17 protein-coding genes are annotated in these 19601 nt (G+C 47.1%); 8 read left to right on the forward strand and 9 right to left on the reverse strand.

Translation table 11 applies throughout. From position 1 onward, the window contains the following. Nucleotides 1-58: 58 nt before the first annotated feature. Nucleotides 59-2938: an amylo-alpha-1,6-glucosidase gene (locus ACF8EG_RS03855; protein ID WP_069504859.1), complete on the reverse strand. Its 2880-nt coding sequence runs from the start codon at nt 2936-2938 to the stop codon at nt 59-61. A 220-nt stretch (nt 2939-3158) separates the two neighbouring features. Here ACF8EG_RS03855 and ACF8EG_RS03860 point away from each other — a divergent pair, with 220 nt between their 5' ends. Next, nucleotides 3159-4070, forward strand: a complete 912-nt coding sequence (locus tag ACF8EG_RS03860; RefSeq protein WP_069504861.1) for a LysR family transcriptional regulator — start codon at nt 3159-3161, stop codon at nt 4068-4070. Here ACF8EG_RS03860 and ACF8EG_RS03865 read toward each other — a convergent pair. Continuing rightward, complete coding sequence (locus tag ACF8EG_RS03865) at nt 4023-4958, reverse strand: LysR family transcriptional regulator (RefSeq protein ID WP_069504863.1); 936 nt, start codon at nt 4956-4958, stop codon at nt 4023-4025. The two genes, ACF8EG_RS03860 and ACF8EG_RS03865, sit on opposite strands and share 48 nt — an antisense overlap. 199 nt (nt 4959-5157) lie before the next feature. Between ACF8EG_RS03865 and grxB the strand changes: the two genes are divergently transcribed. Further along, nucleotides 5158-5787, forward strand: a complete 630-nt coding sequence (grxB, locus tag ACF8EG_RS03870) for a glutaredoxin 2 (RefSeq protein ID WP_069504865.1) — start codon at nt 5158-5160, stop codon at nt 5785-5787. A gap of 10 nt (nt 5788-5797) precedes the next feature. Further along, nucleotides 5798-6922 carry an alkene reductase gene (locus tag ACF8EG_RS03875; RefSeq protein WP_005387029.1) on the forward strand — a complete coding sequence of 375 codons (1125 nt, stop codon included), beginning with the start codon at nt 5798-5800 and terminating at the stop codon, nt 6920-6922. An 83-nt stretch (nt 6923-7005) separates the two neighbouring features. On the opposite strand, the gene ACF8EG_RS03880 is transcribed toward ACF8EG_RS03875, so the two are convergent. From ACF8EG_RS03880 to ACF8EG_RS03890, 3 genes are read right to left on the reverse strand one after another with little or no spacing between them, the layout of a single operon-like run. Next, complete coding sequence (locus ACF8EG_RS03880; RefSeq protein WP_069504867.1) at nt 7006-8064, reverse strand: zinc-binding dehydrogenase; 1059 nt, start codon at nt 8062-8064, stop codon at nt 7006-7008. A 4-nt stretch (nt 8065-8068) separates the two neighbouring features. Beyond that, a complete protein-coding gene (locus tag ACF8EG_RS03885) occupies nt 8069-8581 on the reverse strand; it encodes a 2,4'-dihydroxyacetophenone dioxygenase family protein (protein WP_031813273.1) in 513 nt (170 codons plus the stop codon). 40 nt (nt 8582-8621) lie between these two features. Then, entirely contained in the window at nt 8622-9383 is a 762-nt protein-coding gene (locus ACF8EG_RS03890; RefSeq protein WP_392419346.1) for an SDR family NAD(P)-dependent oxidoreductase, read from the reverse strand. Between the two features lie 131 nt (nt 9384-9514). Between ACF8EG_RS03890 and ACF8EG_RS03895 the strand changes: the two genes are divergently transcribed. Both ACF8EG_RS03895 and ACF8EG_RS03900 read left to right on the forward strand, forming a co-directional pair. Then, nucleotides 9515-10519 (forward strand): AraC family transcriptional regulator, encoded by a 1005-nt coding sequence (locus tag ACF8EG_RS03895; RefSeq protein WP_029840355.1) that lies wholly within the window; start codon nt 9515-9517, stop codon nt 10517-10519. 135 nt (nt 10520-10654) lie between these two features. Continuing rightward, nucleotides 10655-11176 (forward strand): DUF2058 domain-containing protein, encoded by a 522-nt coding sequence (locus ACF8EG_RS03900; RefSeq protein ID WP_069504869.1) that lies wholly within the window; start codon nt 10655-10657, stop codon nt 11174-11176. Nucleotides 11177-11274: 98 nt separating this feature from the next. Here ACF8EG_RS03900 and ACF8EG_RS03905 read toward each other — a convergent pair whose 3' ends face one another. The 3 genes from ACF8EG_RS03905 to ACF8EG_RS03915 all read right to left on the reverse strand — a co-directional run bounded on the left by ACF8EG_RS03905 (nt 11275) and on the right by ACF8EG_RS03915 (nt 13248). Continuing rightward, on the reverse strand, nt 11275-11889 hold the full coding sequence (locus ACF8EG_RS03905) for a LysE family translocator (RefSeq protein ID WP_069504871.1): 615 nt from the start codon (nt 11887-11889) through the stop codon (nt 11275-11277). A gap of 77 nt (nt 11890-11966) precedes the next feature. Continuing rightward, nucleotides 11967-12374, reverse strand: a complete 408-nt coding sequence (locus ACF8EG_RS03910) for a ribosome recycling factor family protein (protein ID WP_242536672.1) — start codon at nt 12372-12374, stop codon at nt 11967-11969. Between the two features lie 4 nt (nt 12375-12378). Continuing rightward, nucleotides 12379-13248, reverse strand: a complete 870-nt coding sequence (locus ACF8EG_RS03915; RefSeq protein WP_005373812.1) for a LysR family transcriptional regulator — start codon at nt 13246-13248, stop codon at nt 12379-12381. Between the two features lie 105 nt (nt 13249-13353). Between ACF8EG_RS03915 and ACF8EG_RS03920 the strand changes: the two genes are divergently transcribed. Together ACF8EG_RS03920 and ansB are read left to right on the forward strand one after the other, a co-directional pair. Next, nucleotides 13354-14610 carry an adenylosuccinate synthase gene (locus ACF8EG_RS03920; RefSeq protein WP_392419347.1) on the forward strand — a complete coding sequence of 419 codons (1257 nt, stop codon included), beginning with the start codon at nt 13354-13356 and terminating at the stop codon, nt 14608-14610. Between the two features lie 413 nt (nt 14611-15023). Continuing rightward, nucleotides 15024-16088 (forward strand): L-asparaginase 2, encoded by a 1065-nt coding sequence (ansB, locus tag ACF8EG_RS03925; protein ID WP_005479812.1) that lies wholly within the window; start codon nt 15024-15026, stop codon nt 16086-16088. Nucleotides 16089-16169: 81 nt separating this feature from the next. Here the strand turns inward: ansB and ACF8EG_RS03930 are convergent, their stop codons facing one another. Then, nucleotides 16170-17006: a pyruvate, water dikinase regulatory protein gene (locus ACF8EG_RS03930; protein WP_069504873.1), complete on the reverse strand. Its 837-nt coding sequence runs from the start codon at nt 17004-17006 to the stop codon at nt 16170-16172. A 216-nt stretch (nt 17007-17222) separates the two neighbouring features. Between ACF8EG_RS03930 and ppsA the strand changes: the two genes are divergently transcribed. After that, a complete protein-coding gene (gene ppsA / locus ACF8EG_RS03935) occupies nt 17223-19592 on the forward strand; it encodes a phosphoenolpyruvate synthase (RefSeq protein ID WP_005479906.1) in 2370 nt (789 codons plus the stop codon). Nucleotides 19593-19601 lie beyond the last annotated feature (9 nt).

Raw genomic sequence — 19601 nt, forward strand, 5'->3', positions numbered from 1 at the left:
CAGCGGCTTTGTCTTTCTTAGAACACAGTTTTCTAAAACACAGCTTTGTTAAAACAGCCTACATTAAAGGTGTGATTCGAATATCTGCGATTTGTGCTTCGTTCTTTTCACCCTCAATACCACCAGCGTAGATGTAGGTTTCATTCGATGTGAGGTAACTCATATTGAAGTGGTCCTTCAGCGCGATCTGATAGGTTTTCCCCTGCTCCAACGCCACTTCAATTGGCGTTGAGTAACGCATACCTTGGTTTTCACCAATATGGCCCATCTGCAAGTAACCTTGACCAACCACCTTACCTGCATCATCCAATACCTCTAACAATTTCACGGTGTTCGTGATGCCAGTATTAAGTTGCCCTAGGTTATTGTTGTACCAAGCATCGAACTGGTAAGTGCTCGTTACAGGAGCTGTAAACGACTCTGCACCTTTTACGATGCCACTGTCTTTGCTCACCGTAACCACTGAGACATTGTCTTTGAGTGGCTGATATTCACCATCAAGTTTGATGCGGATCTCTTCACCGACACAAACTGGTTGGCTTGGGTTAGAACGGAAGCCTTTATCGTTAATGCTTTCAGCCAAATAACAAGCAAAACCTGTTGGCGTATCGGAATAAGATTGAGCAATCACGTCCTTTTGAATCAGCTCGCCATTGCGATACAAGTTCACGTTGTACTTGCTCGTCACGTCAATCGAAACCGAATTCTCAACGCTTTTTACCACCAATGTTGGCTCTTGCGGAGAATAAACGCGACTGTCTTCACTCACATACGGTTTCACCCCAGAAACTAAAGTAATGCTGCTATCTACATTCACAAGCGCGCCCAGTGTCACGTGGAAATGCCCCTCTTCGTCCATCGTGACATTTTCAACTGGATAGTAACCTGTTTCGTCTTTGCTTACTTCAGGCAAATCAATGGTTACCGAGTAGTTCTTTCCTTTGAAGGCAAAGTTTTCCAACGTAATTTGTTCAGACTGAGCCAACAAGTTATTGCGAACCCAACTTGTGATAAACGGCTTCACTTCCAACTTACCCGTTTCGGTATGGATGCCGAATAGGGTCTCTACCACCATGTTCAAGTAGCCACCCACAGACCAAAGCTGACGCTGAGAGTTAATCACTGGGCCATCCAAGCTCGGATCTTCGCCATGATCACTATGGATGATGAATGACTTACCAGAAAGCCACTCTAAGTTCTCCATGTTGGATAAGTTGGTTGCCGTACCACGAACCAACGATTGAATCGCATTGTTCGCCGCAGCCACGTTTTGTGTTTGATGCGCGGCGCGCAAGCTGTACGCGGTAACAAATGGCCAAATTGCGCGGTTATGGTACACAGGCACGTCTGGTTGTTGAGGGAAATAAACCGGCACGCCAAACTCACTGTGTGGGTAATTGGCCATGATTTGTTTCGCCTGCGCATCACTTGCCACACCACTGATGATCGCCAGTGCTTCGCCCAACATGTCGTATTTGTCGACCGCGATGTCTTTGCCATTATCAAACAAATAACTTACGTACATACCGCGTTCGGCATTCCAAAACTGCTCGTTGATAGCGTTTTTTAACTGCGCAGCCCATTCAGTGTATTTGACCGCGTTGGTTGAGTCGTACTTCTCTGCCAACTTAGCCGCGAGCTGAATTGCGCGGTAGTGAACCACGTTTGTCGATAACGCTTTGCTGCTACCAATCGCATTGACATCGTTTGGCGTCCACGTTGAGTAAGTTTGCTCACGCCAATCGAGGAAGGATTGTTCACCAGTGTATAAACCGGATTTCGCATCAAAAGCCGCCAGGCGATCGGCTTCAAGTGTATTACTGATAGCGTTATATGCGCGCTCAGCAAACTGGTTGTACTCTTCCCCATCCAATGCCGAAAGTAAGCGTTCTGCACCAAGCGCCCAAGTCGTGCGGTCGGTACTAATTGGCCAGCTGCCGCCAGTGCCCGTATCTTGCACAATCTGCTCGCCATCGTATTGCTGATCGGTCGTGTCGCGGAAAGCAGACAATTTGAAATTCAAACCATTTCGCACGCGAGTTGGATTCATCAATGCAAGCGAAAGGTCTGCTGCGTACGCCAAATCACGCGTCCACACGTAATGCCACTTCGCGCCCGTCTCAAAAACTTCCGCTTTGATTGGGTTGTTGTAGTTGTAATTGCCGTCTTTGATTTCAGAAACGGCAAGCTGGTCTAGCTCTTTCATCGTCAACGCAAACAACGCATCAAACGCGACATCACCCGACACCACTCGCGGCCCTGTTTGCTCATTAATCACTAAGCCTTGGTCGAGCGCATCACGCAATTCTGTCGTCGTTGAAATACCAAATTCACGCAGCTCAGCTTTAGGATCTTTCACCGAGAAAATCACGGTATCACTCGAGTCATCGTAATTGGCGAACAGTTTCACTTCTTTACTCTGATGCCCTTGATGCACCATTGCAGGGTCGAGAATCGCATCAGAGTAGTATTTTTCCGCTTCTTCTTGCGTTGCTTTCGTCACAGTCATTGTCGCGCGACTTTCATCGGCAAAGCTCACAGAAAACTTGTAATACCCTTTGTCTTCAAACGTGATCTCAGAGTTGCAATCATCGTTCATACACGCTTCATTCGTGTCCGGTTTTGGCAGGTACTCCTGAGCTTTATCGAACGCCGCGGGCTCCTCAAAATAGGTGTATTGGATCTGCCAACCCGGATCAGCAATCTTGAACTGATTGCTACCTCGAGCGACGCGCAGTACGGTTTCGTACTCATTATTACCCAAATAGTTTAGCTTGGCGTGCTCTGCCGTGCCCCAATCCCCATTTAAACCACGTAAATACAAGTCGGCTGAAATAATTGGTTTGTCGACCGGCACAGGCGCATCAGAGGAATCTGACCCACATCCAGCAAGACCAATACAAGACGCGACAGCAAGCGCAATAAAACTCGGTTTCATGTTCATCCCTTAGATTGTTGTTTTGGCGACAGTCTAAAGAACACCTTTTTGAGGGGAAAATAGGAAGTCAGGAGCGAGCTATAGATAACATCTATACGTCAGACCCCAACAGTGATGTAGATCTATGAAATGCGCATAATTTCAATCAAATGAGATTACAGATTTGTGATTTATAAATGAAATTGTGCAAAATACCCCTCATTCTTAGAGGGGAAAGAAAATGGACAAATCTCTGCAGCAATTTTTACTGGTTGCACGCTGCCAAAGCATCAGCGCTGCGGCAAGAATGGCAGGGTTAAGCCAGCCAACGGTAACAAGCAATTTAAAGAAGCTGGAAGAGAATCTCGGCGTAACGCTGTTTGAACGCCATCCTAATGGCATGGTGTTGACCGAATACGGACGCATCCTCTATCGCCATAGCAACGCGATGCAGCATGAATACAACCAAATGATGCAAAGCATTGATGAACGGAAACAGTACCAAGTCGGAAAAATTAAAATGGGTACTGGCGATGCGTGGTGGCCGCTATTCGTCAAACAAGCACTCAATGAACATCTGACCAAGCAGCCTTCGGCATCTACGCACGTCGAATTTGGCAACCACTTAGGTTTGATGGATTCATTAATCAACGAACAGATTGAATTCTTCATCGGCCACGAGATTGTCGGCTTGTCGTCTAAATGCGATGTTACGTTTATTCCACTATTTCAAACGGTTGATGCCTATTTTGTTTCCCCAAACCACCCACTTCTAGGGAAAACCGTCACCGAAGATATGCTGCACGAATACCCAGCTCTTTCGGTCACTTATGACGCTAAGAAATTCGCTCACGTCATCGATAACCCAATCCCAAAACAAAATGAACGCGAAAGGCAGCAACTGGATGACAGACCGACTTACGAAGTGGATTCTCTGCTCGCCAGTATTGATGTACTGAAAGAAAGCGTCGCGGTGATGTCTTATACCCGCCATCTGCAATCGTATTTGGAATCCTTTGGCTTACGATGCTTAACCATGGAAAACGAACCAAACCCTGGCACCGTCGGGATTTATCGCCACCGCCGAGAAACCTCGGAATCGCATCTAGATCTGATTGCTGGTATCACTCAGCGCGCTAAATTGCTCAACTAGAAAGTCCAAAAACAGGCGAACTCTTTTCGGTTGATATTGGCGGCTCTGATAAATGACATGCAGATCCGCTTCAGCGCCTTGCGAAAAGGCGCTGAAGTTTTTCATATACCCATCCAAAACCGTTACTAAACGTTGTTGTTTTAGGTCTTGCTGAATATCTAAAATCGATTTCAACGCAATCCCCGCACCGTCCAACGCCCATTGTCGAATCACTTCACCATCATCAGAAAAGCGCTTCGGCGTGACCGTGATCGTTTGATGAGACTCTTCATCTTTAAAGTGCCACGTTTTTAATTCTTCATTGCTGCGCACCATGGCTAAGCAGCGATGATCCGCGAGATCTTGTGGGCAGTTTGGGATACCTTGCTTCGACAAATAATCAGGTGACGCGCACAGCACACGTTGACTCGACGCCAGCTTGCGCGAAATGAGATTGCTGTCCGCTAACTCACCGTAACGAATCACTAAATCGAGCCCCGATTCAGCCAAGTTCGATAAATTGTCATTAAGATAAAGATAAGGCGTCACATCCGGATATTGCACAGAAAAAGCCGACACCATCGGCGAAATAATTTGTTTGCCAATATCTCGTGGAGCTGAAATTTTCAACGTTCCGCGCACTTCCGAAATACCCGTTTGCAGTAAGTTTTCCGTCTCTTTCACGCTATCAATGATGTTCAGACAAGCTTGATGGTACATTGCCCCTGCGTCCGTGAGTGATACGTGGCGTGTGCTTCGGTTGAGCAGCTTTACGCCATAGCGTTCTTCTATCGCTTGCAGCCTTGCCGTTACCGTCGCCGGAGACAAACCTAACTCCCTTCCCGCCGCTGCCAGACCTTGATGTTTAACGATGCTGACAAACAACGTCATATCCGAAAACCTATCCATCTTCGCGCCCTTATTGTTTGGAAAAACTGAATAATCAATTCAGATATTACCCAATTATCAAATTAAGTCGAATCCATATACTGACCCTATCGACATTGTTTAGACCCAGAACATTATGTGACAGGGCAAAGTTAAACGCCGTAACGCTGTTCAACGCACAACAACACGCCCTGCCCAGCCAAGAGATAGGAAACAAAAAATGAAACTGTACATTTATGAACATTGCCCCTTTAGCGCCCGCGTCCGTTTTGTTGCAGGCATGCTGAATATTCAACTCGACGTCATCAACATTGCTTATGACGACGAGAGCACCACCACAAACCTCATCGGCGCAAAACAAGTTCCTCTTTTGATCAAAGACGATGGTGAAGCCATGGCGGAAAGCTTAGACATCATCAACTACTTCCTTGAATTGGCATCTTCCAGCGAAAACAGCCAACCCTCCAAACCGGTTTTAGACTGGCAAAAACAAGCGTTTTTACCGCTACAAAAAGTCGGGTATCCGCGTTGGTCAAACATGACGTTACCGGAATTTGCAACAGAAACCGCTAAACAAGCATGGCGTGAAAAAAAAGAAACCGAAGCGTTAAATTTTGAAGCTTTGATTAACGATACACCTGCGATTGCGAAAGAAGTCGCCGCTTTAATAGAACAAACTAAACCCTTGCTCAACCTAAGTTCAGAAAAGCGAACGTCACTGGTTGATCAAGCCATTATGTTTTCCATTCTACGCGGCTTTTTCAGTGCGCCCGAAGTGCAATGGGATCCAGCCGTACTTCATTGGATGGCAACCGCTCGTAAAGCGACCAACGTGCCAGTACTTATCTGAGGAGCGCAACATGAAACAAAGAACAAATAAGCTGTTTGAACCAGCTCAACTGAAAGCGTTGTCACTACAAAACCGTATTGTCATGGCACCAATGACTCGCGCACGCACCACTCAGCCGGGCAACATCCCGAATGAGATGATGGCAACGTATTATCAACAGCGCGCTTCTGCCGGGCTGATCATTTCCGAAGCCACACAAATTTCGGACGATTCTCAAGGCTACTCGTTCACCCCTGGCGTTTACACCGATGCGCAAGTGGCGGGCTGGCAAGGTGTGACCCAAGCGGTCAAATTACAAGGCGCAGCGATGTTTTGTCAGCTATGGCATGTGGGCAGAGTGTCTCACCCAACATTCCAAAATGGTGAACAGCCTATCGCACCATCTGCGCTCGCTCCGGTAGAGACGCAAGTTTGGATTGCAGATGAACAAGGCAACGGCAATATGGTCGATTGTGTTGAGCCTCGCGCAATGACACAAGCGGATATCAACCGAGTTGTCGGTGATTTCGCGAACGCAGCCAAGCGCGCCATTGAATCGGGTTTTGATGGTGTAGAAATCCACGGCGGGAATGGGTATCTGATCGATCAGTTCTTAAGAACCAACTCAAACCATCGAACAGACAACTACGGTGGTTCACGAGAAAATCGTATCCGTTTTCTTATCGAAGTAGTGGATGCAGTTATCGCCGCTGTTGGTGCGCATCGAGTTGGAGTGAGATTGGCACCATTCATTACGTTTAAAGATATGGACTGCCCAGATATCGTGCCAACGATCTTAGAGGCATCAAAACAGCTACAGGAGCGCGACATTGCCTACTTGCACTTGTCCGAGGCCGATTGGGCCGATGCACCAACGATTCCCGAGACGTTTCGAATCGAACTTAGAAAGCGCTTTCGCAACGCTATCATTGTCGCAGGTCGCTACAATCCTCAGCGAGCAAACGAAGTGTTAGAGAAAGGCTACGCGGATCTTGTCGCATTCGGACGACCATTCGTAGCAAACCCAGACTTAGTCTCTCGCTTGCAACATCACCATCCGTTGGCAGAACTCGATGGCTCAACGTTGTTTGGCGGAAACGAACGAGGCTACACCGATTACCCTGCTCTGCAACAGGAATGCGCAGAACAGGCCTAACAAAAAAAGCCCCAACCTAGCTGCTACGGTTGGGGCTGTCACCAAACTAAAATTAGTTTTGGCTGGCTTAAGCTGGCTAAGAGTTAAATCACTTCTAACGCGCCGCTGCGCCAAGGTTCGATCACCACTTTGATGTGATCATTTGGCGTCATTAACTGTGTAAATGCGTCTTCGACACCGTCGATTCCCACTTTGGCGGTGAGCATTTTCTGCCAAGGCAACGTGTGTTCGGCAATCGCTTGTAGGCATTGCTCAAACTCGTGCGGTTGGTAGTAGTAAGAGAATCTCAAATCGAGCTCTTTTACCGTCGCGTACGCGTAGTTAATGGTCGCTGGAGCCGTATGAATGCCTGATACAACGATTCGAGATCGGGCAGGAGCACGGCGCATGAAGTCATCAATTAAAGTATGTTTGCCCACACATTCATAAATGACCAGACGTGAGTTCATCGCGTACTGCTCACCAACGGCGAACTCGTCTTCCTTGGTCGGGTTGATCAATCGATTTGCGCCAAACTCACTAGCAAGTAGCAGTTTCTCTTCCTGAAGATCGACCGCAAGAATATTGCTGACGCCACGTTGTTTCAGTGCAGCAATCACCGCCAGCCCTATAGGACCGCAACCGACAACCAGCGCTGTTTCTTCCGTTTCGATTTCACTGCGATTGACCGCGTGCAAACCGACCGCCAGTGGTTCGGTCAATGCCGCCGCCTCAGACGGCATTCCGTCTGGGACAGGTAGCAATAACGCTTCATCAAGCAGGAAGTACTCAGAGTAAGCGCCATAAGTACCCGGAGTAACACCAACGCCCGCGCCATTTTGACTGAGCAACATCGGCACTGAGGTGACTCGGCTACCAACGGGTAGCGTTTGTTGCGTATCGGCGCCGTATTCGACAACTTCCGCACAGAACTCATGCCCCAACATCACTTGAGCGTGCTCACCGGCTTCATCAGGCATCAACCCGAGCTGGTGGAATACATCAAATACCTCATCCGCGTGTCGAGTAATGTGAAGGTCGGAGCCACAAATGCCACAAGCTAGACTACGAACCAACACTTGTCCCCCTGCGGGTTTGGGGATTTCGACTTGTTTCAGGCGGACACTACCATCTTGCATTACGATACTGTTCATCTGTTGCATGGGGTTACTCCGCTAGCTCATCGCTGAGACCAGCAATGGCACCCGGTTTGATGTAGCGCGCGGTAAAGCCTTGTGCTTTCGCTGTTGCAATAACAACTTGCTCAATCCAACCTGCATCCATGATGTTGATGAAGTTACCCTCGTCGTCAAAGTTAATGTTCGCGCCTTGGATCACCATAAAACCGTCGGCACCGCCTGAGCTTTCAGGGCAGTGGAAGGTATGAATCGAACCGCCCGGCTCATATAAGTAGCTGCCAGCGGTTTGGACTTGATCTGGGTACTCAATGTAGTGCCAAGCGCCACTCAGGGTATAGAAATGCACCACACCAGTGTGGTAGTGCTTAGGCAGAGTGATACCTGGTTTGAATTTGGCGCGAACCACCCAAGTCCCGTTTTCTGGATCAAGAAACAACGGGTAAACATCCACACCCGGTAGCGCGTCTTTGATGATCGACTCTTCATTAGTATTAAGAGTTAATAAGAAATCTTGGTGCTGAATAACTTCTGGTAATGACATAACTTACATCCTCGCTATTGCTGTAATGTGGCGTACTCGCCTATCCCATAAGTGGGTACTTAAAATTCTCGAAACCGTCAGATGCGCTGATGGTACAACCGTTGATACAGTTGGCTTTCTCACTGACCAGAAACACCACCACATCAGCAATCTCTTCTGGTTGTGTGAAGTTTTGACGCATCTGCTCTTTGCGGATGTGGTTCCATAGGCCAATCTCTTCGTATTGCCTTAACATCGGAGTATCAACTCGTCCCGGAGCGACGGCGCAAACACGAATACCCAATGGTGCCAGTTCTAATGCAGCGCATTTGGTCATCATGTCGACCGCTGCTTTGCTGACGTTGTAGGTAAAAGTCATCTCAGACGCCATTTGCGCGTAAACAGACGATGTATTAAGAATTACGCCCGGTGTGCCTTGTGCTTGGAATTGTCGCCCAGCGGCGAGAATGCCGTAGTAGACACCGTTTTGGTTGACCTTTGAGATCGGCTCAAAATCGGCAATTGGGTCGTGGTCAAGCAGAGGTTTCGGTGCGCCGATGCCCGCGTTGTTGATCATGATATCGAGCGAGCCAAACTGTTCGGCTGCATGCTTGACCATGGCTTCCACTTCTTGGTAGTCGGTGACGTCTGCAACAAATGTTCGTAGCTGCTCTGCATCGAAGTCTTGATACACATTCAGTGATTGAGGGGAAATGTCGACAGCAAGTACTTTCGCGCCTTGTTCCAGCAGTTTGTGAATAATGGCTTGGCCAATTCCACCCGCAGCGCCGGTGACAATCGCGGTTTTATTGATAAGTTCCATACGGCTTCTCGTCCATGTGTTGTTGTTATCAAAATGTAACTTAGATCAACTCATTGACACTCACTTGACCTTTTGCGAAGTAAATTTGATATATTGCGATTTACAAGTTGTTAACATTTGAAAATCGAGACATGTATATCGTACGAAGTGGCGCCGCCGATAAATTTGATAGCTTGGTTTCCGAACTAGGGCAGAATCCGGTTGAGATTATGGCTGCCGTCGGGCTGTCTGCAGCGCAATTTCGCGACCCCGATACCTATCTCGCTTATCCAAGGTTGGCTGAATTGCTGGAGGAAGCGGCTGCTCGTTGTCAACAACCGCTGTTTGGTGCGTTACTCGCCGAGCGCCAAAACCTGCAAAGTTTGGGCGATTTGCCGATGTTGGTTTCTCGCGCAGAAACGGTCGGTGATGCCTTGGCGCGGGTGAATGATTTTCTCTATCTGCATTCGTCAGGGGTCACTCTCAACATGACGCCACAAGATGATTGGGTACGGTTGTCGCTCAGTATTGATGTGCACAGCGAACGCGGTATCGCACAGTTGATGCAGTTGAGTGTATCGCATCTGGCGATGTTTATTGCCAGTCTGCTTGATATTGAAGCGAGCCACTTCTCTTTACACCTCACCCAACACGCAAGCTTCGAGGCAGAACAGAGCGAATTTGCCCAGCAGAACAAACTGCGTTTCGGTGATAAGTTTGACGGTATCCTACTTAAAGCGACTCTGCTCAACGCTAAGAACCACCAAGATGAAGACGCACTAGAGCGCCATTTTCAACAGCACCTCAAAGAGCTGCAAACCCGTTACCCCAACAATCTCAGTGACCAAGCGGCAAACATGATTGGTCGTTTGCTCTCAACCGGAGAATGCAGCGTTGAGCGCGTTGCAAGAGCATTGGACCTGCATCCGAGAATACTGCAAAGCAAGCTGAAACAGCAGGGCACAAGTTATCGACAGCTATTGCAGCAAGTGCGTCAGGATTTCGCTGAGCAGCGTTTAAGTGAGAATATTCAGAGTATTACCGATATCGCGTTGCAACTGGGCTATGCAGAAACTGCGGTCTTCAGCCGCCACTTTCGTCGCTGGACGGGAAAATCGCCAAGGCAATGGCGGTTAGATAAAATAGCGGCTAGATAAGCAGAGTTAAACGGGTGAGCAGACCATGTTTTGTTGGCAATTCTTGAGGCTTTTCTCGCTTAAAAAGCCACTCCCCTTTCTTTGCAGAGAATGACTGGTTAAAATGCAGAAAATTGCGCACTAACTGGATTAAACATGGCGAAACTTACCCTTCAAGAACAAATGCTAAAAGCGGGCTTAGTTAACGAGAAAAAACTAAAGAAAGCGAAAAAAGGCTCAAAGAAATCACGCGTTCAAGCACGCGAAGTTAAAGCGGCGGTTGAAGAGAGTAAACGCCAGCAGGTAGAGCGAGACAAACAGCTAAGCCAACAACAAAACGCAGAGCGTCTAAGCAAAGAGATCAAAGCGCAAATCAATCAACTGATTGAGATGAACAAGATCGAGCTAAAAGATGGCGACATCAAATACAACTTCACACACGGTACACTAGTGAAATCACTTTATGTAGATTCACTTATCCGCGAACAGTTGATCAAAGGCATTTTGGCTATTGCTATTGTCGGTGAAAGCTACGTTGTCATTCCGCGCGGAGTAGCGAATAAAATTGCTCAACGTGATGAATCCGTCATCATCGAACAGAAAGAAGCAAAATCTGATATTCCGGCAGAAGACGATCCATACGCAGATTTCGTCGTTCCAGATGATTTGATGTGGTAAACAACCAGCAACACATAAACTAAAGAAAAGAGCCGCTGATTTAACATCAAGCGGCTCTTTTTTATAGAAAGAATGTGTGACAGAAACAATGTACGTCGTTATTGCTTACTTATCAGCAAGTTCACGCCAGAGACAGTCAAAAAGAGTGAACACCCGCGATTGAAACGTTTCGCCATTTTCGGGTTTGAAAACCAGTGTCTTAAGTACAAACCAAAGATGGCATAGATTGAAATGGCGACCATTTCTAAAATCAAAAACGTTGAGCCAAGTGCAAAGAACTGCTCTTGAACGTTGGCATTAGCATCAACAAATTGCGGCAAGAAAGCAGTAAAGATAAGAATCGCTTTCGGGTTGCCAGCGGCAAGCGTAAGTTCTTGCTTCGCAAGCCCTGCGTAGTTGCGCGAGTTGTCCAAATCAGAGATCGGACTAGACTCTGAACGCCAAAGGTTAAATGCAATCCAAAGTAGATACAGCGCCCCTACCAGCTTTATTGCCAAAAATAACATTTCTGACGTATACAAAATCACGGCCAAGCCAGATGCCGACAACGCAATCATTGCTGAAAAAGCGGCAATTCTGCCTAAACTGGCTACAAATGCGGCCCTAAATCCATAGCAGCGGGCGTTGTTCATTGCCAATAAATTGTTTGGGCCTGGAGCCATATTGAGAGCGAAGCAAGCAGGAATAAAAAGGAGAAGCTTCCAAATATCCATAATAAAATGGTCTTAGTGAGTTATTTTGGTTAGTACCCTAACATCTGCCATTAAAGTGAGTAAACCACAAACCAATCTTAAAGCAACTCAGCCTCAAATCGTGCCGTGCGAGCTTGAACCAACGTGCAGTTCGTTTCTGCCATCAACTCCGCTAAGGTGATGTTTGGGTTTTGTCTCACCAAACGTATCAACTTCACGTCCAAAGGTTCCAACTTGTCTTGGTGAGCGAGTAGAGCTTGCTCGATCTTGTTGATCGCAAAGCGCATCACCTCTGCCTCTTCGCTTTTAAGATGATCTAAAAACGCTTTTACATCCAAAGCCTCTCCTGAGATCTGCCAGTTACGAGATCGCCTAATTCGCTTAAGATCACACTGTTTTTCTGCTGCGAGTGTTTTCGCTCGCTTAGCATGGTCGCCACCAATACGGTGAATCAAGGATGGGAGCGAAATCGTAATCTTCGTCTCTTTCACCGCCTTTTCTTTCATCGTCTTAGCCCTCAACCACCGACACATTCTCGCCAACCCAAGCCAACAATTGTTTTGCCGCTTTGGATAACACTTGATTTTGACGCACGATGTAGCCGAAATCAGTGTTTGGAAAACTTGGCAAAGGCGTAACTTCTCGGGAAAGCTTTAATCTCGGATCGAGCGAGAAATCCGGCACAATAGCAGTCCCAAACCCCGCTTCAGCCCAGTCAATTTGAGCTTCCACACTGCCCACTTCCATCACGCGATGCTTAGGCAGATTTAACTCAGGTAAAGACGCATCAATCAACTCTCGGGTTCGAGTATCGTGCCCTAGCAGAATCAGCGTCTGGCTCTCTTTTCGATTGTCCTGCCACTCAAAAATGTTATCGCCAAACGCACACCAGTGAATCTGCGTGAGAGGTGTAAAATGCAGCGGTTGACTCTCTTTTTGTGCGATAACAAAGCCGATATCGGCACGCGCACTTTTCACCAAATCCACCGCTTGAGAAGACGTGGTATTGAACAATGCCAAATCGATACCCGGGTATTCACTTTTGAATTGCTGAAATGGTTTGATAAGCAGTAAACGTGAAACGATATCGCTCGCCGCAATAGAAAGCGTCCCCTGCGTAAGATCGTTGATGGCATTGAGATCCGACTGACAAATTTGCAGCTCATTAAGCATCCGCTGCGCCGTAGCTAACAAACGCTTCCCCGCTTGCGTCAGCTGCACAGGATTTCGTTCAATCAATTTGGTACGCGTAGCCTGCTCCAACTGCTTGATATGCAAACTTACGTTCGGTTGCGTCATGTGCAGTTCCGTCGCTGTTTTGCCGAAATGTTTTACCTCTGCAAGAGTTACGAAGGTTCGCAGCCAGTTCAAATCTAACATTGCCAATTCCGATATGAGATTCTTATCAAGTTAATGAGTATAATTAATTTCTCTTATTATGGCGAACACCTTAAGATTTTTGCATCTGTTTTTGGAGATTAAATTATGTCGTCTATCGTTGTTGTGGGTGCAAACTGGGGTGATGAAGGCAAAGGCCGCATCGTTGACTTTTTGGCAGAGCAAGCTTCTGCGAGCATTCGTTTCCAAGGTGGTAACAACGCGGGTCACACCGTGGTTAACGACCTAGGTACGTTCAAGCTGCACCAGCTACCAAGTGGCGTATTCAACCCTGACTGTTTGGCAGTGTTAGGTCCGGGTATGGTTATCAGCCCTGCGTTGCTGTCTCAGGAGATTGCGGAAGTTGAAGAAGCGGGCGTAAAAGTGAATATGTGCATCTCTGATCGCGCGACACTGTGTCTACCTCTACACGCACTAGAAGATACGCTAGAAGAACAGCGTTTAGGCGACAAAGCATACGGCTCAACTCGTCAAGGTATTGCACCTGCGTACGGTGACCGCGTAATGAAGAAAGGCATCCTAGTTGGTTGGTTGAAGCAACCAGAAGTATTAGTTGAACGCCTTCAATTCATGATGGATTGGAAACTGCCACAACTGCGTGCGCTTTACCCGACGTTCGAGTTCGAACAAACCGCTGAAGAAATGGCGAACTGGTTGCTAGAAGTGTCTGCACCTTGGCGCGATTCAATTTGCAACGTAACGCTTCCTCTAAAAGAGCTACAAGCAAAAGACAAAACACTATTGTTCGAAGCACAGCTTGGCGCGGGTCGTGACCTTGTTTACGGTGAGTACCCTTGGACAACATCTTCTAACGTTGTATCAATGTACGCGGGTATCGGTAGTGGCCTTCCGGCACTTCGTCCTGAACGCGTTATTGCGGTTGCAAAAGCATTCAGCTCATCAGTAGGTACTGGTACGTTGATCACTGCAATGGAAGAGCAAGATGCTTTCCGCGAACTTGCAGCCGAGTTCGGTGCAACTACGGGTCGTCCACGCGATATGGGTTACTTCGACGCAGTCGCTACGAAGAACGGTGTTGAACTGCAAGCAGCAACTGAAATTGCGCTAACGAAAGTAGACTGTTTGACAGGCCTTAACGATCTAAAAATCTGTGTTGGCTACGAAGGCGACCACAGCGAAAACCCAATCTGGCCTCAAACTGCAGCACTAGCACCAATCTACGAGAAAATGGAAAGCTGGAGCGAAGACATCACAGGTTGTCGTAAGTTTGAAGAGCTACCAGTAGCAGCACAGAAATACGTTCTACGCATTGAAGAACTGATGGGCGTACCAGTAAAAATGGTCTCTGTTGGTCCAGGTCGTGAACAAATGATTATGCGATAAGATGTGAAACGATACCAACTCTGACTGGTATCGCACATCATTGGCAAGCGGCTTATCTGTTCCGGGGTAAAGCCGCTTTTTTTTTGCGCTATGTTTGCAGGCCATTTAATCTTCTAAAAGCTTAACTCCTATCCTCCTTCCCTTTACATCTCTTAGCAAAACACGCCCTCACTTCTTACTTACAGATCCATCACTGGTATTTCGTTCAATGTTGAACAGGTTGCTGGTACATCTCACTTGTTAAAGAAGCACGTTAATTAGGTTAACTGGTTGATTTGATATTCTTTAAGTGATTAGTTGATCACGATTTTCATCTGCAATTTGTTGAGCTTGTGCTCAAAAATTCTCCCGTTCTGTTTTTAGGATAGAGGTTGTTCCCCAACCAACATCTAACCTAAAAGCAGGTGATTCCCATGACAAAAAATCTTTTCCGCCTCAGTACGATTACCCTTGGTTTGTGCCTCAGTTCTTTGTCGTTCGCCCAATCCGATCTTCCTAATATCAAAATCCTCGCGACTGGCGGCACCATCGCTGGCGCAGGTCAATCTGCCACTGAGTCGAACTACACCGCAGGTAAAGTTGGCGTCGAATCATTAATTTCTGCTGTGCCGAGCATGACCAACATTGCGGATATTTCTGGTGAGCAAGTCGTCAGCATCGGCTCTCAAGACATGAACGATGAGGTATGGCTGAAGTTAGCGAAAAGGGTTAACGAGCTGCTCGCTCAAGATGATGTTGACGGTATCGTCATCACCCACGGTACGGATACGTTGGAAGAAACCGCATACTTCCTTGATTTAACGGTGAAGAGCGACAAGCCCGTTGTGATCGTAGGCGCGATGCGACCATCTACTGCCATGAGTGCCGATGGCCCGGTCAATTTATACAATGCTGTTGTTACTGCAACCGATGAGGACTCAAAAGGCCGCGGCGTACTAGTGGCAATGAATGACACCATTTTCGATGCGCGAGATGTAACGAAGACCAACACCACCTCGGTAAGTACGTTCCAATCTCCAAACTTCGGCCCTCTTGGCTACATTCACAACAGCGATGCAAAGTACCAAAGAAGCCCTGAACGTAAACACACCACAGAAACCCCATTCGATGTATCAAAACTCAACACACTACCTAAAGTAGGCATTGTTTATAACTATGCAAATGCGTCGAGCTTGCCAGTCAAAGCCTTGGTTGATGCCAAGTTTGACGGTATTGTGAGTGCTGGTGTGGGTAATGGTAACTTGTACCACACGGTCTTTGATGAGCTAGAAAAAGCGAGCAAAGATGGTATTGTTGTCGTCAGAAGCTCTCGCACGCCAACTGGCTCAACGACTTTGGACGCAGAAATTGATGATGATAAATACGGCTTTGTTGCATCAGGCACACTAAACCCACAAAAAGCACGTATTTTGCTGATGTTGTCACTCACGCAAACGAAGAACTATCAAGACGTTCAGAAGATGTTCCAGTACTACTAAGGAACAACCATATAAGCTGATAATTGATAACCAGTAATACGTAAAGAGGAGGTTGATAGCAACCTCCTATCCTCCAAGTGACTAGCCGAACAAACGGCGTTTCATTCCAGCTCTCTCAAGAATGCGCGTTGAAATTTCTTCTACCGACAATGACGACGTGTTGATGTAAGGAATCGCTTCTCTTCTGAATAAAGCTTCAACCGTGTCCAACTCCAACTTGCATTGCTCTTCACTGGCATAGTCGCTGCCCGACAGGCGATTCTCACGAATCTTATTCAAACGTTCAGGCGTAATGGTTAAGCCAAACAGTTTGTGGCGATGCACCTCGAACTCTGGCAACAAACGCATCATCTTGACGTCTTCGGCAATAAACGGGTAGTTCACCACGCGCAAGCCAAACTGCATCGCCATGTACAAACTGGTTGGTGTTTTGCCGCTGCGCGATACACCAAGCAGAATGATATCCGCCTGTTCCAAGCCTTTCAGTGTAATGCCATCGTCGTGAGCCAAGGTGTATTCGATCGCCGCAATACGGTCAAAATAGGTATCGGAATCTTTCCCTACACTGCGAGAGCGCTGCAACTTCGGGGCGGGAGCCATCTGAATGTCGTCTTGCACCTTTTGTACAATGCTTTCAAGCACATCGTAGCTGTATGCCGGAGCTTCTAGCAGCATTTCGCGCACACCAGGCACCACAATCGAGAAAAACACCAACGGTTTAACGCCGTTGCGTTGGTAGGATGTTTCAATTTCTTTAACAACATCCGCAACTTTGTCTTGGCTTTCTACAAAAGGAAAGGTTTTTTCATTAGGAATGAAAGGAAATTGACCAAGAACAACATGGCCCAATGTCTCACATGTTATCGCCGTACCGTCAGAAACATAGAACACATCACGACTTTGGTTATTTATTTGCATTTCTGTTTAATTTTTCAAAATCTTTTGAGTAGGATGGTAAACATAATATTAATAAACCAGTTTGGCTTTCAGTTAGGTTCCCCACAGCTTTTAAAATTCGTCAGAATTTTTTTGAGCCAGAACGTAATCGTTTGCCTTTGACATCAATTGAGACAAATACTTTGTTTGGATTGATTTAAGTCCCCCTACTAAGCTGCAATGTTTCTGGAGAAAGACATGCAAAAGAACACCCTCTGGTTCAATGGCCTATCCATGGATGATGTCGACAAAGTCGGCGGTAAAAATGCTTCACTTGGCGAAATGGTTTCTAACCTTGCTAATGTTGGCGTATCAGTACCAAATGGCTTTGCGACAACCTCATACGCGTTTAACCAATTCCTTGACCACGAAGGTTTGGATGAGCGTATTCACCAATTACTTGACGAACTGGACGTTGACGATGTTGAAGCTCTGCGTAAGACAGGCGCTACCATCCGTCAATGGGTATTACAAGCCCCTTTCCCTGCGGATCTTGAACAAGAAATTCGCAATAATTATGAAGAACTTATCGAAGGCAACACTGAGCTTTCGGTAGCGGTTCGCTCTTCTGCAACAGCGGAAGACCTACCAGACGCCTCTTTTGCTGGTCAGCAAGAAACGTTCTTGAACGTGAAAGGCATCGACGCAGTACTAGAAGCCACAAAGCACGTTTACGCTTCTCTATTTAACGACCGTGCGATCTCTTACCGTGTACACCAAGGTTTCGACCACCGTGGTATCTCGCTATCTGCGGGTATCCAACGCATGGTTCGTTCAGACAAAGCCTCTTCTGGTGTTATGTTTACGCTAGACACTGAATCTGGCTTTGACCAAGTCGTGTTCATTACATCGTCTTGGGGCCTAGGTGAAATGGTCGTTCAAGGTGCGGTAAACCCAGACGAGTTCTACGTTCACAAGCCAATGCTTGAAGCGGGTGAGCACCCGATCGTTAAGAAAACTTTTGGTTCGAAATTGATCAAAATGATCTACTCAAACAACCAAGAGATCGGCAAGCAAGTTGATATCATCGATACGTCAGAAGAAGAGCGCAACACCTTCTCTCTAAACGAAGAAGAGATCAAAGAGCTGGCTAAACAAGCGATGATCATCGAGAAGCACTACCAACGTCCAATGGACATTGAATGGGCAAAAGATGGTATCGACGGCAAGTTGTACATCGTTCAAGCACGTCCAGAAACCGTATGTTCTCAAACAGAACAAAACGTGATTGAACGTTACGAACTGAACAACAAAGCCGATGTGCTTGTCGAAGGCCGTGCTATCGGTCAACGCATCGGTAAAGGCCCAGTACGTTTGGTTGATTCTCTAGACCAAATGTCACTGGTTCAAGAAGGCGATGTGCTTGTCACAGACATGACTGACCCAGACTGGGAACCAGTGATGAAGAAAGCATCGGCAATCGTAACTAACCGTGGTGGACGTACGTGTCACGCAGCAATCATCGCTCGTGAATTAGGTATTCCTGCTATCGTTGGTTGTGGCGACGCGACGAGCAAACTGACCGATGGCGCAACCGTAACCGTCTCCTGTTCAGAAGGTGAAACAGGTTACGTTTACCAAGGCGACTTGGATTTTGAAGTAAAACGCTCTTCTGTTGATGAACTGCCACTGTTGCCAACAAAAGTGATGATGAACGTGGGTAACCCTGATCGCGCGTTCGACTTCGCACAAATTCCAAACGAAGGCGTTGGTCTTGCTCGTCTTGAATTCATCATCAACAAGATGATCGGCATTCACCCTAAAGCACTATTGAACTTTGACGCTCAAAGCGATGAGCTGAAAGCGGAAATCAAACAGCGCATTCGTGGTTACAAAGATCCTATCGATTTCTACGTAAGTAAACTGACGGAAGGCATTGCGACCATCGCTTCTGCTTTCTGGCCAAAACGCGTCATCGTTCGTATGTCTGACTTTAAGTCGAACGAATACAGCAACTTGGTTGGTGGTAAAGCGTACGAACCGCATGAAGAAAACCCAATGCTAGGCTTCCGTGGCGCGTCTCGTTACATTTCTCCAGTGTTTGAAGACTGTTTCGAGCTAGAAACGCAAGCCATCAAACGCGTTCGTAACGAAATGGGCCTGAAGAACGTTGAAATCATGATCCCATTTGTGCGTACGCCAAGCGAAGCCGCATCGGTTATCGATTTGCTAGCGAAGTTTGATCTGCGCCGTGGTGACCAAGGTCTGAAAGTCATCATGATGTGCGAACTGCCATCAAACGCAGTGCTTGCCGATGAGTTCTTGAAGTACTTCGACGGCTTCTCTATCGGTTCAAACGACATGACTCAGCTAACGCTTGGTCTAGACCGTGACTCTGGCGATGTGGCTCACCTATTTGATGAGCGTAACGCAGCGGTGAAAATCATGCTGAAAATGGCGATTGATGCTGCAACCAAAGCTGGCAAGTACGTAGGTATTTGTGGTCAAGGCCCATCAGATCATGAAGATTTGGCGGAATGGTTGATGGAGCAAGGAATTAGCTCTGTTTCACTCAACCCAGACACCGTTATCGACACTTGGTTACAACTAGGTAAAGTTAGCAAGTAATTTGCCGAA

The organism is Vibrio sp. YQ_11, from assembly GCF_043103065.1.
In the GTDB taxonomy this organism is placed as follows: Bacteria; Pseudomonadota; Gammaproteobacteria; order Enterobacterales; family Vibrionaceae; genus Vibrio; species Vibrio parahaemolyticus.

What these genes read in the sequence shown, in the direction of transcription:
- ACF8EG_RS03905 (WP_069504871.1), bottom strand. Translation starts at nt 11,889, where the DNA reads ATGGATATTTGGAAGCTTCTCCTTTTTATTCCTGCTTGCTTCGCTCTC.
- ansB (WP_005479812.1), top strand. Translation starts at nt 15,024, where the DNA reads ATGACAAAAAATCTTTTCCGCCTCAGTACGATTACCCTTGGTTTGTGC.
- ACF8EG_RS03920 (WP_392419347.1), top strand. Translation starts at nt 13,354, where the DNA reads ATGTCGTCTATCGTTGTTGTGGGTGCAAACTGGGGTGATGAAGGCAAA.
- ACF8EG_RS03865 (WP_069504863.1), bottom strand. Translation starts at nt 4,958, where the DNA reads ATGGATAGGTTTTCGGATATGACGTTGTTTGTCAGCATCGTTAAACAT.
- grxB (WP_069504865.1), top strand. Translation starts at nt 5,158, where the DNA reads ATGAAACTGTACATTTATGAACATTGCCCCTTTAGCGCCCGCGTCCGT.
- ACF8EG_RS03880 (WP_069504867.1), bottom strand. Translation starts at nt 8,064, where the DNA reads ATGCAACAGATGAACAGTATCGTAATGCAAGATGGTAGTGTCCGCCTG.
- ACF8EG_RS03910 (WP_242536672.1), bottom strand. Translation starts at nt 12,374, where the DNA reads ATGAAAGAAAAGGCGGTGAAAGAGACGAAGATTACGATTTCGCTCCCA.
- ACF8EG_RS03895 (WP_029840355.1), top strand. Translation starts at nt 9,515, where the DNA reads ATGTATATCGTACGAAGTGGCGCCGCCGATAAATTTGATAGCTTGGTT.
- ppsA (WP_005479906.1), top strand. Translation starts at nt 17,223, where the DNA reads ATGCAAAAGAACACCCTCTGGTTCAATGGCCTATCCATGGATGATGTC.
- ACF8EG_RS03915 (WP_005373812.1), bottom strand. Translation starts at nt 13,248, where the DNA reads ATGTTAGATTTGAACTGGCTGCGAACCTTCGTAACTCTTGCAGAGGTA.
- ACF8EG_RS03930 (WP_069504873.1), bottom strand. Translation starts at nt 17,006, where the DNA reads ATGCAAATAAATAACCAAAGTCGTGATGTGTTCTATGTTTCTGACGGT.
- ACF8EG_RS03875 (WP_005387029.1), top strand. Translation starts at nt 5,798, where the DNA reads ATGAAACAAAGAACAAATAAGCTGTTTGAACCAGCTCAACTGAAAGCG.
- ACF8EG_RS03860 (WP_069504861.1), top strand. Translation starts at nt 3,159, where the DNA reads ATGGACAAATCTCTGCAGCAATTTTTACTGGTTGCACGCTGCCAAAGC.
- ACF8EG_RS03885 (WP_031813273.1), bottom strand. Translation starts at nt 8,581, where the DNA reads ATGTCATTACCAGAAGTTATTCAGCACCAAGATTTCTTATTAACTCTT.
- ACF8EG_RS03890 (WP_392419346.1), bottom strand. Translation starts at nt 9,383, where the DNA reads ATGGAACTTATCAATAAAACCGCGATTGTCACCGGCGCTGCGGGTGGA.
- ACF8EG_RS03855 (WP_069504859.1), bottom strand. Translation starts at nt 2,938, where the DNA reads ATGAAACCGAGTTTTATTGCGCTTGCTGTCGCGTCTTGTATTGGTCTT.
- ACF8EG_RS03900 (WP_069504869.1), top strand. Translation starts at nt 10,655, where the DNA reads ATGGCGAAACTTACCCTTCAAGAACAAATGCTAAAAGCGGGCTTAGTT.